The sequence below is a fragment of the Allomuricauda sp. R78024 genome (assembly GCF_044596045.1).
In the GTDB taxonomy this organism is placed as follows: Bacteria; Bacteroidota; Bacteroidia; order Flavobacteriales; family Flavobacteriaceae; genus Flagellimonas.
In genome coordinates, this window is sequence record NZ_CP138995.1 from 2,577,669 (window position 1) to 2,592,705 (window position 15,037).

General features: G+C 36.3%; 13 protein-coding genes. 7 read left to right on the plus strand and 6 right to left on the minus strand.

Annotated features, from left to right (window positions below):
• Positions 1-43: 43 nt before the first annotated feature.
• Together SJY44_RS11560 and SJY44_RS11565 are read left to right on the plus strand one after the other, a co-directional pair.
• Entirely contained in the window at positions 44-1,240 is a 1,197-nt protein-coding gene (locus tag SJY44_RS11560) for an MFS transporter (protein WP_396589832.1), read from the plus strand.
• Positions 1,241-1,327: 87 nt separating this feature from the next.
• Positions 1,328-1,786 carry a cold shock domain-containing protein gene (locus SJY44_RS11565; RefSeq protein ID WP_298926329.1) on the plus strand — a complete coding sequence of 153 codons (459 nt, stop codon included), beginning with the start codon at positions 1,328-1,330 and terminating at the stop codon, positions 1,784-1,786.
• Positions 1,787-1,858: 72 nt separating this feature from the next.
• Here the strand turns inward: SJY44_RS11565 and SJY44_RS11570 are convergent, their stop codons facing one another.
• The gene (locus SJY44_RS11570) at positions 1,859-3,127 is read right to left on the minus strand and encodes a hypothetical protein (protein WP_396589833.1); all 1,269 of its coding nucleotides are present in this window, start codon (positions 3,125-3,127) and stop codon (positions 1,859-1,861) included.
• A gap of 119 nt (positions 3,128-3,246) precedes the next feature.
• Between SJY44_RS11570 and SJY44_RS11575 the strand changes: the two genes are divergently transcribed.
• Positions 3,247-4,365 (plus strand): hypothetical protein, encoded by a 1,119-nt coding sequence (locus SJY44_RS11575; RefSeq protein ID WP_396589834.1) that lies wholly within the window; start codon positions 3,247-3,249, stop codon positions 4,363-4,365.
• Positions 4,366-4,377: 12 nt separating this feature from the next.
• Here the strand turns inward: SJY44_RS11575 and SJY44_RS11580 are convergent, their stop codons facing one another.
• On the minus strand, positions 4,378-6,603 hold the full coding sequence (locus tag SJY44_RS11580) for a DUF5916 domain-containing protein (RefSeq protein ID WP_396589835.1): 2,226 nt from the start codon (positions 6,601-6,603) through the stop codon (positions 4,378-4,380).
• 94 nt (positions 6,604-6,697) lie between these two features.
• Here SJY44_RS11580 and SJY44_RS11585 point away from each other — a divergent pair, with 94 nt between their 5' ends.
• On the plus strand, positions 6,698-7,255 hold the full coding sequence (locus tag SJY44_RS11585) for a DUF4251 domain-containing protein (RefSeq protein WP_396589836.1): 558 nt from the start codon (positions 6,698-6,700) through the stop codon (positions 7,253-7,255).
• Between the two features lie 5 nt (positions 7,256-7,260).
• Here SJY44_RS11585 and SJY44_RS11590 read toward each other — a convergent pair whose 3' ends face one another.
• Positions 7,261-7,995, minus strand: coding sequence for a LytR/AlgR family response regulator transcription factor (locus SJY44_RS11590; RefSeq protein ID WP_396589837.1), 735 nt, complete (start codon positions 7,993-7,995; stop codon positions 7,261-7,263).
• An 83-nt stretch (positions 7,996-8,078) separates the two neighbouring features.
• On the minus strand, positions 8,079-8,588 hold the full coding sequence (locus tag SJY44_RS11595) for a hypothetical protein (protein ID WP_396589838.1): 510 nt from the start codon (positions 8,586-8,588) through the stop codon (positions 8,079-8,081).
• Between the two features lie 271 nt (positions 8,589-8,859).
• Between SJY44_RS11595 and SJY44_RS11600 the strand changes: the two genes are divergently transcribed.
• Both SJY44_RS11600 and SJY44_RS11605 read left to right on the plus strand, forming a co-directional pair.
• Complete coding sequence (locus SJY44_RS11600; RefSeq protein ID WP_396589839.1) at positions 8,860-9,771, plus strand: sugar phosphate isomerase/epimerase family protein; 912 nt, start codon at positions 8,860-8,862, stop codon at positions 9,769-9,771.
• A 75-nt stretch (positions 9,772-9,846) separates the two neighbouring features.
• Positions 9,847-11,040: a PQQ-dependent sugar dehydrogenase gene (locus SJY44_RS11605; protein WP_396589840.1), complete on the plus strand. Its 1,194-nt coding sequence runs from the start codon at positions 9,847-9,849 to the stop codon at positions 11,038-11,040.
• Positions 11,041-11,061: 21 nt separating this feature from the next.
• Here SJY44_RS11605 and SJY44_RS11610 read toward each other — a convergent pair whose 3' ends face one another.
• A complete protein-coding gene (locus tag SJY44_RS11610; protein ID WP_396589841.1) occupies positions 11,062-13,305 on the minus strand; it encodes a DUF5916 domain-containing protein in 2,244 nt (747 codons plus the stop codon).
• A gap of 129 nt (positions 13,306-13,434) precedes the next feature.
• Here SJY44_RS11610 and SJY44_RS11615 point away from each other — a divergent pair, with 129 nt between their 5' ends.
• Positions 13,435-14,334, plus strand: coding sequence for a helix-turn-helix domain-containing protein (locus SJY44_RS11615; RefSeq protein ID WP_396589842.1), 900 nt, complete (start codon positions 13,435-13,437; stop codon positions 14,332-14,334).
• A 40-nt stretch (positions 14,335-14,374) separates the two neighbouring features.
• Here the strand turns inward: SJY44_RS11615 and SJY44_RS11620 are convergent, their stop codons facing one another.
• On the minus strand, positions 14,375-15,013 hold the full coding sequence (locus SJY44_RS11620) for a class I SAM-dependent methyltransferase (protein ID WP_298926358.1): 639 nt from the start codon (positions 15,011-15,013) through the stop codon (positions 14,375-14,377).
• Between the last annotated feature and the right edge of the window lie 24 nt (positions 15,014-15,037).

Genomic DNA, 15,037 nt, shown 5'->3' on the forward strand with positions numbered 1-15,037 from the left:
GAAGTAATTTCTTTGCCCTTAAAGTTACGGAATACGAATTGCCATGACAATAAGAAGAAACAAAATAGTACTCTCAAAACAAGGAATGTATACTTCAAAATTCATTCTTATTTGTTTGGGTTCCCTTTTCTTTTCGGCAAGTTATAATATGCTGATTCCTGAACTTCCATCTTATTTAAGCAGTTTAGGAGGTGCTAAGTATATTGGTCTTATTATAGCACTCTTTACACTGACTGCGGGTATCTCCAGACCTTTTAGTGGAAAACTTACAGATACAATTGGGCGAAAGCCTGTTATGGTTTTTGGAGCTATGGTGTGTCTGGTCTGTGGATGTTTTTACCCCATTTTAACTACAGTATATGGTTTTTTGCTCTTGAGATTATTTCATGGTTTTTCCACAGGGTTTACACCAACTGCAGCTTCTACTTTTGTTTCAGATGTTGTGCCAAGGGAAAGGTTGGGAGAGGCCATGGGTATTCAAGGAATAGCATTTAGTACTGGTTTGGCATTGGGTCCAGCTCTGGGTAGTTTTATCAAACTTTACTTTTCCTATTCGGTACTATTTTACAGTTCTTCCGCAATGGCTTTTTTAGCGTTGTTGCTGATAATGAATTTAAAAGAAACATTACCTAAGAAACAACCTTTTCGATTAGGGTTATTAAAAATATCCAAGAATGATATTATAGCTTTGGAAGCACTGCCACCGGCCATAATTACTTTTTTATCCTATGTTGGTTTTGGAGTGGTCCTTACCCTTATCCCAGATTGGACCGAAGCAGTTGGTTTTGTGAACAAAGGAGTATTTTTTATCGTCTTTACGATATCATCACTTTTTGTGCGATTTATAGCTGGAAGACTTTCGGATAGTTATGGCAGGATAAAAGTAATTGTTGTTGGCCTTGTTTTACTTTTGATTGCTTTGGTTTTGATAGGGCGCTTAAATACGCAATCTGGATTATTAATAGGCGCCTCAATATATGGCCTTGCAATGGGTATAATATCTCCTGCAATAAATGCCTGGACCATAGATTTAAGTCTACCTGAACAAAAAGGGAAGGCAATAGCCACTATGTATATTGCTTTGGAAGCAGGTATAGGTTTAGGTGCGCTATGCTCAGGATGGTATTATCAAGAAGCCACATCAAGAATTCCATTTATCATGTATTGCTGTGCAGGCTTAGCATTTGTAGGGATAGTGTATATTATCGTGATAAAAAGAAATAATATCGCAAAATATTAAAAAATCAAGGTTTTCAACGCTGTCATTTATTATCTTTAGCCAATTATATAAAAATCATCTTAAAAATCAATTCCAGGAGTATAATTTATGGCTAAATCGCAACAGACGTATAACAAATCAGAAAGAGAGAAAAAACGCTTAAAGAAAAAAGAGGAAAAGCAAAAGAAGAAAAATGCTAGAAAGGCCGAAATTAAAGAAAGCGGCAAGACCGGTATTCAGTTTGCGTATGTAGATCATAACGGTAATTTGACTGACACTCCACCAGATCCTTCACAAAAATTGGCTGTTGAAGCCGAAAGCATTACACTTGGTATTCCTAAAAAAGAAGAGGGTGATGAAGAAGAATTTGACCCTGTAAGAAATGGAAAAGTCTCATTTTTTGATACTTCCAAAGGATTCGGGTTTATTATTGATACTGAAAATCAGGAAAAATACTTCTGTCATGTCAGTGGTTTAATTGATGAAATAGCCGAGAACGATAAAGTATCTTTTGAACTGGAAAGAGGTATGAAGGGTATGAATGCCGTTCGTGTGAAGAAGATATAATAGCAATTATATTACTCCATCTAAACTTAAGACTTTTCAGTAATAGTAAAGGTTTGTAGGTTCATATTTGTATTATTTTACGGAACCAAAATTTTCATCTATAAGAATTATTTCTTTTGAAATATCTGTGAGTTGAATGCTTTTTACTTCTCCAGCTCCCAAAAAATGATAGCGAATACCTGCTATATCTCCTATAGACTCATGGTAGGCCTTTGAAAAGATTTCCTCATTTTCTGCAAAAAGAGTTAGGTGTTTTTCCCTCACTTTAATTTTAATATTTTTAAATGTAGTTAACGCTAAGCCAAGCTCTGAGAGGTCATGCTCTTTCCCGTTAAGATACGTTTCACTCAACATTATTCCCAGTTCAGAAGCACAACCTGGGATGGAAAAAGGGATAATTAATGAGCTTTTTGTTCCCATAATTACAATGGAAGCATGTTGACAAACGGCCCATTTGTCTCGGTATACATTTTTTATGGTGGTATTTAATACAAAATTGTCTCCAGATACTTTTTCAAAATTTTTGACATAATGGAATGATGAGACAAGAGGCTCTTCGCTCCTCACTATTTCATCAATGATGTCTGAAGGGAGCGATAATTTATTTGAAGTTTGGCGCACTTCCTTTATGTATTTTGGAATAGGCTGATAATCAACTGTGCCCAGCCAACCATTACTTTTAATGAATAAGTCGTGCTGCTTTATTTTTTTTCCATCAATAAGGAGTTTTGCTCTAAAATATCCGGGATAATAATATATGCCCGTTGCCTGTTTCTGCCCTGGTTTAATTTTAATGGTTTTTGTCCTGTCCCAAAACTGTTGAATGTAGATACTGTCTGATTTTACACCATTTAAATCAAAATCAAAAACTACAGAATTCGGAATGCCCTCAGCAATAGGATAACTTGAGAATTTAATTTGAGATGAATCAATAGTTGCATTTTTATTTCCAATTCCAATCATAGAGAACAATGAAATAAACACAAGGGTCAACACTGATGCCGATACCACAATGATTCTAGCATTAGGTGTAATTTTACGCTCTATCCATGAAGGATTTTTGCTATCCACCTTGTTTTTAAAATCACGCCAATTGAGATATCCTGCAAATTGTGATAGTGCATTCAACGTACTTATGCTCGGTGCATTTTCATAATTGACTCTTCCCCAAACACGTTTTAGTGTAGTAGGGCTTAAAAGTACATGGGTCTCTTTCTCTATGGTTTCGCTTAATTCTATAAACACTTCGTTATGCCATTGAGCAGCATTTCCCCAGCCTAGCTTATCCTCAATTTGGCGTAAGCATACCTTAACTAGTTTATGTTCTGGATATAGTTTCATTTGTTAGTACAAAAATCTTCAAAATAAACGTAATTGTCCAATAATGCCCCATATTGAACGAACTTGTTTCGCATTTTTTATGCTAATATTCGAGCTTAGTCCAATCAAACAAGAATGTAATGAAAACAAAAGCGGCAATATTTATAAATCTGTTGGGTACAGTTTTTTTTGTACAAACAATTTCTTCCCAAAAAATTATTCCATTGGACACTTTGCATTGGAAAATTGAAGCAAAAGCCTATGTGCTTGAAACTTATAAGGGACAACCTTCAATTTATCTTCAAGCAGGGTCATTGATTCTAAAAGATGAAAGTTTTTTAAATGGTACCATAGAGTATGACATCTATTTAAAAGAGGCGCAAGCGTTTCCTGGTGTATATTTTAGGATAAATGATGCTGATGCTGAACATTTCTATATTAGACCCCATCAATCAGGTAATCCAGATGCAAATCAAGCCGCACCTTTAATTAAAGGAATATCACCTTGGCAGCTTTATTTTGGACCAAAATACTCTTTTCCTTACCACTATAAATATGATGATTGGACTCATGTAAAATTGGTGGTCAACAATGATAGGGCACAGGTATATTTAGATTATTCAGAAGAACCCCATCTCTCTTGGAACCTTTTTCATGAAGCCAAAGAAGGGGAAATATCATTTAGTGGAGGTAATGCTCAAGGTATGTATATTGCCAATATTGTTGTAGATAAGGAAAAAGATGTTATTAAGAACTTTGAACCTATTGAAAGAAAACCTATAACCGGGTTGGTTCAGAGTTGGGAAATATCAGACAAGTTTGAAGAAAAATTATTAGTTGACCACACAAAGCTAAGATCAGTCACTGAATCAAGAACATGGGGTAAAAAGGTGACTATAGAGGAAGGAACTGCTGCAAACATATCAAGACAAGTTAGATTACGTGATGGAAAGCCAGGAAATACAGTTTTTGCAAGAATCATAATTAACTCTGATAAACCTCAGACAAAACTGTTTGAATTTGGCTATAGTGATCGAGTTGTCGCTATTTTGAATGAAGAGCCTATTTATAAAGGCACCAATAGATGGCGTTCCAGGGATTATCGCTATTTGGGAACTGTGGGCTTGTTTGATGCTATATATCTTGACCTTAAAAAAGGAAAAAATACTTTACTAATGGCTGTTTCCGAAGATTTTGGAGGTTGGTTGGTCACTGGAAAATTTGAGGACCCTTCTGGGATTAAAATTAAAACGAAATAATGCTCTTCTCCGTTAATTCAGAATATCAAAGCGATGTGTATACTTTACTGTAAATATTTGATTGTTCAGCGCATCTAAATCATCATCATCTTTTACAATATTGAATACTACAAATAAACCGGTGTTGGCATTTTGTAACCATCCAAAGCGAGCGTTCACCGCAGTAATACTTGATACATTATTACGCTGTATCAAGCTTTGTACAAACATTCTTGGCGTAAAGGAATAAGAAAGGCGTAGGCCTCCTACCAAAGCAGTCAAATTACCAGTTTCCAGTTGAATGTCACTATGACTAAAAGTAAGTGAAGAGTTAAAACGATCACCAACGCGGTAATTTGCAGTTCCGCTATTGGTAATACGATCACCATTGAAATAGCCGCCAATAATGGTTCTAGTACTCAGGGAAAATGCATTGTTGGCATTGGTAATCAAAATAAACTGAAGCTCTTCGTTCTTATACTCTCCAGCGGGTACTGTAACATTGGAAATGTTGAAAGGCTCTAAAACCCTTTCCGTAGTAAAGTTGATACCTGTATGTATTTCAAAGCCGCTTTTGAATTCCCAATGGTTGTCCACATGAAGAAAACCGGTTATCAGTTCATCATCAAAATTCCAATATCCACGGTATGAAACATGAGGACGTATTTCAAGAAGATTCCCCATGTTCTTTACTCTGTGTGCTTTTAAAATAAGAAATTCAGGTTTTTTAAAAGCAGTACGTTGCAAAAAACCAACCTCTGGATTAAAACCCGCTCCAACTTCGGTATAACCAGCTCGTAAATCCCATCCGTCCCAGTTGTAATTTCCTAACAATTTAAATGCATGGTCTTTTTCTTCAATACCTGGAGTGGTACTTTTGGCTACAAAACCGGTGACTTCTGCTTTGTTTCCAATTCCCCAGGTCCCATCCATTGCATATACCCGATTGTAATCATCTTCCATATTACCTAAACCCTCTCTATTGATAAACATACCACCTAGGGAAGACCGAGTTCCTTGAAAATCATGGTTTACCCGTGCCACGGAGAAATTATTTTGATCAATACCAGCCTCATCAACATCATCTGTAAACATACTCAAGAAGCCTACATTAGTTCGCCCTACTTTACCTGATAGTCTTGCTCCACCGATTATAGGCACCAAATCTCCATTGTCACCGATACCAATTCGACGGCTAAAGAATAAATCTACCTCTCCAGGGCTACCAACGCTAAATTGGCCGGCATTTTCTAAGAAAAAAGCTCTTTTTTCAGGGAAGAAAAGATTGAACCTATCCAGATTTACTTGTTGATCATCCACTTCCACTTGAGCAAAATCCGTATTGTATGTTAAATCCAAGGTAAGGCTAGGGGTAATACTGTATTTAATATCCGCCCCAACTTCAAAATTTGTATCTGTTTCACTTGGAGAAACAGCGCTGTTATTTACCACTTGTGTTAGCGCATATGGAATAAGTTTTAAATTCCCTGGGTTTCGTAAGTTCAACCCGTTGAGTTTTCCGGCTAGGGACAATCGTTTCATGTCAAAACCTAATGGCAATGAAGTCCAATATGCGGTCTCTGTATTTTTACTGATGTTTCTTCTAAAATTAAGGCCCCAAGTTTTGTCCTTACCCGCTGCAAAGCGCAAAGATCTAAATGGAATGGCAAATTCCGCACTCCACCCATAATCTCCCAATTGTGACCTCACTTTCCAAGTAGCGTCCCAATTTAAGTTAGTACCACCAATAACGCCACCCTGTTGCCTGTTGGTATTGAAACTTCCCTTTCCCTCATTATCAATCTGTGCATCATATTCCATTCCCTGCGCATTGGTGCCAAAAAGGAATCCGTTTTGCCTATCATTATAAGTGTCAATGATAAAAAGAAAACTATCTTCATCATTTAGATCTGCATCCCTACGCGAGTCGGAAACCACAATATTTTTGGCATCTTTATCATAGCAAACCACAGAAACATAAAATGTAGTATTGGTATACGCTATTCTTATTACGGTTTTTTCTGAAACAGCTTGCCCATAGTTTGGACGTAATTGAATAAGATTTTCAATGGCGGGAACAGTTTGCCAAATAGGGTCGTTTAGTACCTCGCCATCAATGTCAAAATCCTTTGATAATACAGTAGCCCTGTATTCTGGTATATTTTTGATGGAATCTTGTAATTGAACTTGTTGCGAGTGAACTGTGTGTAAGGTAAAAAAAGTGAAAAGCGTAAAGGCTTTGCAAAACAATACTTTCATGAAAATTGGTCTGGTTTGAAGGTTAAATATACTGTTTAAATGGGAAATTTTACTCAGATTGAGTATTTTGTAATAGCATTAAAACCTGTTGATTATGAAGCCATTTGAAAAATATATTATCAGCATGCTAATTGTGATTACGGCTGGGTGTGCATCTAATCCGAAATCCACAGCAACGACACAAGAAATTGAAGCCATAAACAGGCTTGTTTCTGAGAAATCTTTTGAAATTAAGGCTAACTGGGCAAATCCATTGGCAACAGGGAGCATTAACAGTATTGCAAATGCAGGTTTATTGCCCGTTGGAAGTACTGCTAACCGAATTGACCTATCCGGTAGCGCAAGTTACTTGAGAGTTATAGGAGATAGGGTAGAAGCCAATCTTCCCTATTTTGGTGAAAGGCAAATGGGGGGAACGTATAACAGCAATAATACCGGTATTCAGTTCGAAGGTGTTCCCAAGGATTTTGAGATTGTTCCTAATAAAAAGACTCAAGGGTATACTATGCGCTTTACAATAAGTGCTGCTACAGAAACGTATCAGGTGGTGGCGCAATTAACGCCTTCATTTTCTAGTTCATTAAATATTAATAGTACCCACAGAACTGCAATTTGGTATACTGGGAACGTGGGGGAGTATGCCAAGCAATAGAATTTCTACCAAGAAATTGGTTTGAAAGATTGACCAATTTTTAATCTTTTTCCAGAGGAGAGGACTATATATTCATCACGTTTATCTTTCTCCTTCGCTATAATTTGGCTTTTGTTCACAATATACTTTCTATGGATTCTTATAAAATCAGGTTGTAGTTGTTCTGCCAATATTCCTAAACGATCTCGCTTGATGAAAGTGCCTGCTTCTGAATAAAAATTCAAGTAATGTCCTTCAGCTTCAATCCACTCTATTAGCTCAAGGCCAATCGTTATTAGTTTTCGCCCCTTATAAACTTGAATGGTTTTTGTCTTGTCTTTCAGATTGTAAACGTAAGCTGCAGATGCAAGAATCAACAATAAATGATATAATGCCTCACGCCCAAAATAGTATCGTGCATATTCAGAATCAATAAAGTGATCAAAGTATCCAAAAGCGTGTAAAATGATATTGGATAAAACATAGAAAATGATAAGACTTAAAATGGTTGTGCAGGAAACAAATGGCCAAAACCATTTTGCATACCTTTTTTTAATTTCCTTTTGAAGCCTTAGCGTAAGGACTATGAAAGGTATAAATAGAAGCACCGAAACACATAGATATACTATTGACACCCAAACACTATAGCTGGAATGATTGCTATAGCGAATTATGTTTTGAATTAGGGTGATGATAAAAATGACAACAAGCAGAATTATGGATAGAAAATAAAACCGCTTTTCACTCTGAATTGCCCACATCCTTAAAAAATTTCGTAGCTAAGAAGATACACAAATATAATGACAACCTTTTTTGATTTAATGATGCTTAACCGTCTTGGAATCTATCCAAAGACTCCTTTAAGCATTTTTTCGGTTAAGCCCTTAGATTGTAACCATGCCACAAGTTCAGTCCTTTTTCCCACCTGGGCATGATGCAGTAAGGTAAAGCCATGTGGGCCATATGAATGCAGTAAATGCGGATAATCCGTGACTATTTTTTTAATGAAATCATCATACCCTAAAAAAGCGTAATTAAAAATATCTAACCGTGCACCCTTGCTCACTAAAAAATCAACAATATCTCTCCTGCCCATATGAGAAGCACCACCTACAGCAGTTTCAAAATCACCTTTCTTAAACTGACTAGCGCAATTGAGCAGTAATGGATGTTTTTCAAGTATTTTTTTTGTTTCGTCAAAGCTTTTATGTGCGGCCAACACGAATTCAAGAATTAATTCACTGCTAAAAACAGCTTCTTGGTTTACTGATGTTTTTGCAATAAGAGCACTTGGTGTTATAGCTAAGGCGCCTCCAATGAGTAGGTTTTGTCGTAGAAATTTTTTTCTATCCATTTTACTTGATTTTTATGTGAATACAAAAAACATGGATTTTGTAGAGTTTTATATAACTGGAGAACATTTTGTCCTAAAAGTGTGGTGAGCCGTCTTGAAAATGATAACCGTTAAATGATCTTTCTCAAATTTGTTTGTGGATTTTTTGAGAAAAAATGTACAATCTGCACAAATCATTTTTAACTTTTAAAGGAATTGCATTTGGAGTGAAGGCAGTATTTTTTGTTTATTTTCGGGTTGGTTAACAGTGCGCGATAACTCAAAAGAATACATGCAAGAACCAAGCTCAATTAATAGAAGAAAATTTATAAAACAATCAGGTTTACTTATGTCAGCGGCTATGATGCCTGTTTCTGGATTTTCTATGATCAATCAATCTAAATATAAAATGGGACTACAGCTTTTTACCATTCGTGACGCAATGGAAAAAGACCCAATAGGTAGTTTAAAAATAGCTAAGGCTTTGGGCTACGAAGATTTAGAAATTTACGGGTACAATGAAGAGCAGGGGAGTTATTATGGATTTAAAGCTTCAGAATTCAAAAGAATTCTAGATGATATCGGATTAACAGTTTCCAGCGGACATTATGGTTTTTCAGATTATTTTAAAAAATCAGAAGATGAACTAAAGCGTTATGTGGGGCAGTGCATTGAAGGTGCTCAAGCATTGGATAAAAGTTATATTACTTGGCCATGGTTACATCCAGATTACAGAACTATTGAAAATTTCAAATTACTTGCAGACAAACTAAATAAGATAGGGGAGCAGGTCACCAATGCTGGGCTTGGTTTTGCCTATCATAACCATGGTTTTGAGTTTGAAGACCATGATGGACAAATAGGATATGATGTCATTCTGAATGGCACAGACGCCAATTTGGTGAAATTACAACTGGACCTTTATTGGGTTGAACATTCTTCTAAATTGAGTCCAGAGAAATGGATTACCAAACAGCCAGAAAGGTATGTAATGTGGCATATTAAAGATATGGACAAAATAACACGGGATTATACGGAGCTAGGTAATGGCTCTATTGATTATAAAACCATGCTTCCTGATATTGACCAAACCGGATTACAGTTCTATTATTTGGAACAGGGAGGTAATTTTGCCCAGAATTCTATACAGAGCATAACAGATAGTGCTACTTACTTTAAGATGCATTTGAAAAAATATCTCTGAAATTACCCTAATTTTATAATTGCAAAACACTTAACATAGATTTGTAAGATTTTGAACGTTAGTAAAAACATCGACATGCTTAAAAGAATTTCATTTTTATTCATTTTATCTCTATTCATATTTTCCTGCAATGGAAAAAAAGAAAAGTCAAAAGAAACCATAGCTGAAGAAGTAGAAGAAGTTGAGCAAACTGAAACTACTTTGCCCTTGCAAAGTCTAAATATTCCAGAGGGGTTTAAGGTAGAGGTGTTCGCTGAAGGTATTGATGGAGCTAGATCAATGGCCATGGGTGATAATGGTACACTTTTCGTAGGCACACGAAACGAAAAAACGGTTTATGCACTTCAAGATTTGGATGGAGATTTTAAAGCCGAGAAAATAATGGTTTTAGACTCTACATTGGAGGTCCCCAACGGTTTGGCCTTTAAAGATGGGGCATTGTACGTTGCAGAAGTTGGTAGACTTTTAAGATATCCAAATATAGAACAACAACTTTCCAGCTCACCGCAACCAGAGGTAATTTATGATGATTACCCAACGGAATTTCATCATGGATGGAAATACATTGCCTTTGGTCCAGATGGAAAATTATATGTTCCAGTAGGCGCACCATGTAATATCTGTGAACGTTCTGGTGAAGATGAACGCTATGCTACAATCACTCGAATGGACCCAGATGGCAGCAATCGGGAGATTTATGCCAAAGGAGTTAGAAATACCGTAGGCTTTACTTGGCATCCAGAAACTGATGAATTATGGTTCACGGATAATGGTAGGGATATGTTGGGGGATGATACTCCGCCATGCGAATTAAATCGGGTTACTGAGGCTGGTCAGCATTTTGGATATCCCTACTGTCATGGAGGAACTGTTAAAGACCCAGAGTTTGGTGATGCATTCCCATGTTCAGATTTTGTTGCACCTGTTCAAGCTATGGGAGCACATGTGGCTCCGTTAGGGATTAAGTTCTATACCGGGAATATGTTCCCAGAAGAATATAAAGGACATGCCTTTATTGCCGAACATGGGTCATGGAACCGTTCTTCTAAGGTGGGTTATAAGATTTCATTGGTAAAGTTGGAGAACAATGAGGCCGTAAGTTATGAGACCTTCATAGATGGATGGCTAGATGATGATACGCAAGAGGCATTTGGAAGACCGGTTGATATATTATTCCTAGAGGATGGGTCTTTATTGATTTCTGACGATTTTGGAGATGCTATTTACAGGGTTTCGTATGATGATACTAGATTGGCTAGCTTGAACTAACCAAATTTAAACGAATAGTACTCAAAGATTAATCCAATAATTGAGCTTCAAAACTATTGCTCGTTGTCTTGGAAAACGAATGCTTGGAAGGATAAGTCCACCGTTTTCCGTCTGACTTTCTGCAAAAAAGTTATCAGTGTACACCAGAAAAATATCCGATACAGGCTTAAAGCGCCATTGTATTCTAGAATTAAGATTTACATTTTGAATCTGACTGTTAAACTGCACAAAAGTTGTCCAAAAGATGTTTTTGGTAAAAGTGAAATCAAAACGAGTGCCTATTAATAGTAAGTCCGCATCCTTGTAGGGCTCAGGGAGACGAATATTGTTATAGGCAAAGTTTAATGAGGTAAAACCCAGGGGTTGATACCTGTAAGTAAGTGTTCCTGCAAAATTGTATAGAGACCCATTAAAATATTCTCCAAGTTGGGAAGATAGATTATAGGAAAAAAACTTTCGAGCATCCGACCTATACGTTGCGCTTAAAAAAGAGTAACCATAATCTGTACCTTGATTCAAAGCCAGACCATTGAGTCCACTTGGATCAAAGGGATTCAATAAAAAGGTATATTGTTTTTCTGCGGATAACTCTAGGTAAGCTGTGCTTTTATAATTAAATCTATAGTTAAGAGCTAGATTCCAATCCAAATCATCAAATGAAATATTGTTTTTTATTAAATCTCCAGAAACTCCCGGACCGTGTTTTTGAATAACACCTTTTTCAGGATAATAGTTATACCAGATTTGTGGAGTTAATTGAAAGACATTACGTCTTCTTACAAATCCTACTTCGGGATTATAGCCCGCACCAATACTTTGACCAGTAAGATTGGATTCTAATTTATAGGTGCTATAGTTTAAAAAACCACCTAAAGCATAGTTAGAATTTGAATTGCCCTCGTCAAAAGACTGATGGTAGAACAATTTCCCATTCCAAGTATTGTCGTTAGTGGCCAAATTTGCATCAATCCCCAACGTTCTGTTGTAGGTATTGGGAGAAAAAGTAAAATCCCCTCCAACAGAATCAACAAAAGCTTGCTTGTTTATAAATGTAGCACTTAGATAAGACCTGCTCAGTATTCGCTGTTGTAAGGCCGCTACTAAATAATTGGTGGAAGCTAAACCTATGGCTTCATTTTCCTTTAGCTGTGCATTGAGCACTCCTAATCTTAAGTTCTTATTCAATTTCCCATTTAATCGTATTCCGCCATAGATTTCGTTTTGCACATTTTGACCAGTGGATTCATCCCGTGTTACCCCAATCCGTCTTGAAAAGAAGGGACGAGTACCATCAATTCCAAAGCTTGCGAACAAATCAGCATTTTCTAAAAAGAATTGTCTGCGTTCGGGAAAGAAGATTTCAAATCTATCTAGATTGGTTACCTGCTGATCTACTTCTACTTGAGAAAAATCGGGATTAGCGGTCACGTCTAATGTCATTGCCGGCCCCAAACCAAATTTGGCATCAAAACCAAAATCAAAATCGTTTATTGTGGGTGTGTCCGTTTCAAAGTTTTTGGAATTTCTAAAAATGCTATACGGAATTAGTGAAATGTTTGTTTTGGTCTTTTGCAAAGGTTCATCCCAAATTAATTGCTGGGTAAACGCAAGGTTGATGATAAACTGATTTCTTGGAATGGGAGTCCAAGTAGATTGCTCACTGTATTCACTATCAAACCTGTAAAAATTGATATACCAATTATTCAAATCCTTTTTATAGCGGAGTGTTTTAAAAGGAATTGCCATTTCCACCGCCCAATGATCATCATATATTTCAGCTTTGGAGTACCAAACGTTGTCCCAACTTGTAGAAAATGTATCTGAACTTGCCACACTTCCCCCATTAGCAATAAGCCCTTCTCTTTGAACGCCAAAAGGGTTTACACCAAATAGGAATGCGTTATTTCTATCGGCATAGGTATCCAATACAATGCTTATTACATCATTGGCCTCACCCCTAAAGTCTCTTCTTAAAGAAGGGGTAACGTAACCTCTGGGGCCTAAATTCATCATTTTAGCAAATACATAAAGGTTGTCTTCATCATAGGTCATCCGTATTTCAGTTTGTGCTTTTGCTGGAACGGAGTCGCTAGGGAAGAATTGGGCAAAATTCTCAGCTATTGCGGCTTCCTTCCAATCCAGCTCGTTCATTTGGGCATCCAACTCAATTTTCCCTTTGGCTTTTTTAATAGCCAATCCGTTTTGTGCTAAGGTGAATTGAAAAGAAGCAAAGACTATAATTATAATGATGAAAACAGTGCGCATAAGATGTTGTTATGAGGTAAAACTAATTTTGGAATCGACTTTCTTGTTATTGAATCGGGAATAGTGGTTATGGAATTTGAAAATTGGCAATAGCATAAGTCAGTTTTTTTTAGCTTAGTAGAAAAAGTTTTGGATTTAATAGGGGATGGGTATACTGGACATAAGGAGGAATTGACCATCAATGGCTTTTTGGTCTACTTTACAAGAATGCAGACCTATGAAAAGGTTGTTATTTATAAAGAGGTTGAAGAGGAATGGTTGCAATTTCATTTTCAACTGGCAGGAAGGACCAGAACTATTGTTGCAGATGATGTAAAGGAGATCATTATTAAACCAAATACTTTTACAATCATTTATGAGAAGTTAGGAGATTGCGCCATTCACTTTCCTAAGAACTGCAATTATGAAAGTTTCGGTTTTGTTATACAACCTGAGTATTTTTTAAACTCTTTTCTAAAGGATTTTAAAGAGCTGCAATCACTTAGAGCGGTTATTGAAACCAATGATGAATATTTTCTAGATCAGGAATATGCGTTATTGGACTCTAAGACCAGAAAAATAATCAATGATATTAAACACAATCCCTTTTCGGGGAATTTAAAAGAGGTGTTCATAGAGGCAAAGCTCATTGATTTGATATTTCATTCTATTCCTTTGTTGAGAGAGAAAACTAAAAATTCAATTCAGTTTACAGATGCTTCAAAACAAAAAATCATTGAGGCGAAGGAGTACATACATAAAAATCAGCACAAAAGATTATCCATTAAAGAAATTGCTAATGCCGTTGGGTTGAACCAATACTTTCTTAAAACTAAATTTAAGGATGCCTTTGGAAAAAGTGTTGTGGATTTCTGTATTGAATTAAAACTGGAAAGGGCATACAATGAAATTCAAAACACGGATAACAAAATAACCTTTATTGCATATGAGGTTGGTTATTCCAGTCTGGGTAATTTTTCGAATGCCTTCTACAAAAGATATAAGATAAGGCCCAGTGTATTAAGAAAAAAGCCCCACAGGAATACATAGGGATTTACGACGGATAACTTTTATCTAAAGATTAGTTTAATTATTTTATTGCCCGGCCTCTAATTTGTGGTGTAATTGGAACGAAAGGAGAATAGGAATTGTATTCTTCTATGGATAAGGAGCTAAAACCGGCAGACTCCAACAAAGACTTTGTGTCTCTTTTGGTGTTACATCCTTCAAAAAACCAAAACCAAGGTTTGAACGTCACATTTTGAACAAAGGATACAATTGTTTTCTCTTTTGCTTTAACATGCTCAATAAATACAAAAACACCAGCAGGTTTTAGAATACGTTTTATTTGTTCAACACATTTAGCAGGATTGGCCACTGTGCACATAACCAGGGTACAGGCTACAAAATCAATAGAATTGTCCGGTAAATCAATAGATTCCCCAATAACCGTTTTTATCTCAAGAGCTATCCCATATTTTTTTGCACTTTTCTTTAGGTTGGCATGCATATGAATATTGGGTTCTATGGCAATCAACTTTGTTCCTTTTTTAAGGTATCGCATGTTTGCTCCAGCTCCTGGACCAATTTCTACTACAGTTTCTGGATGTCCTTTAAAAAGACTTCTTTTTGACTTTCCAAAAAGATAGTTCATATACCCAGAAAGTACTTTAAACATCCAGGAATTGATTGGACCGCGGATAGCATTGTTTTTAAATTCGCTACTCATAATATTTACTTAGTTTATTTGTGT

Coding starts and splice junctions, on each gene's coding strand:
- SJY44_RS11580 (WP_396589835.1), bottom strand. CDS start 6,603: ATGAAAGTATTGTTTTGCAAAGCCTTTACGCTTTTCACTTTTTTTACC.
- SJY44_RS11620 (WP_298926358.1), bottom strand. CDS start 15,013: ATGAGTAGCGAATTTAAAAACAATGCTATCCGCGGTCCAATCAATTCC.
- SJY44_RS11570 (WP_396589833.1), bottom strand. CDS start 3,127: ATGAAACTATATCCAGAACATAAACTAGTTAAGGTATGCTTACGCCAA.
- SJY44_RS11560 (WP_396589832.1), top strand. CDS start 44: ATGACAATAAGAAGAAACAAAATAGTACTCTCAAAACAAGGAATGTAT.
- SJY44_RS11565 (WP_298926329.1), top strand. CDS start 1,328: ATGGCTAAATCGCAACAGACGTATAACAAATCAGAAAGAGAGAAAAAA.
- SJY44_RS11600 (WP_396589839.1), top strand. CDS start 8,860: ATGCAAGAACCAAGCTCAATTAATAGAAGAAAATTTATAAAACAATCA.
- SJY44_RS11610 (WP_396589841.1), bottom strand. CDS start 13,305: ATGCGCACTGTTTTCATCATTATAATTATAGTCTTTGCTTCTTTTCAA.
- SJY44_RS11585 (WP_396589836.1), top strand. CDS start 6,698: ATGAAGCCATTTGAAAAATATATTATCAGCATGCTAATTGTGATTACG.
- SJY44_RS11575 (WP_396589834.1), top strand. CDS start 3,247: ATGAAAACAAAAGCGGCAATATTTATAAATCTGTTGGGTACAGTTTTT.
- SJY44_RS11605 (WP_396589840.1), top strand. CDS start 9,847: ATGCTTAAAAGAATTTCATTTTTATTCATTTTATCTCTATTCATATTT.
- SJY44_RS11590 (WP_396589837.1), bottom strand. CDS start 7,995: ATGTGGGCAATTCAGAGTGAAAAGCGGTTTTATTTTCTATCCATAATT.
- SJY44_RS11595 (WP_396589838.1), bottom strand. CDS start 8,588: ATGGATAGAAAAAAATTTCTACGACAAAACCTACTCATTGGAGGCGCC.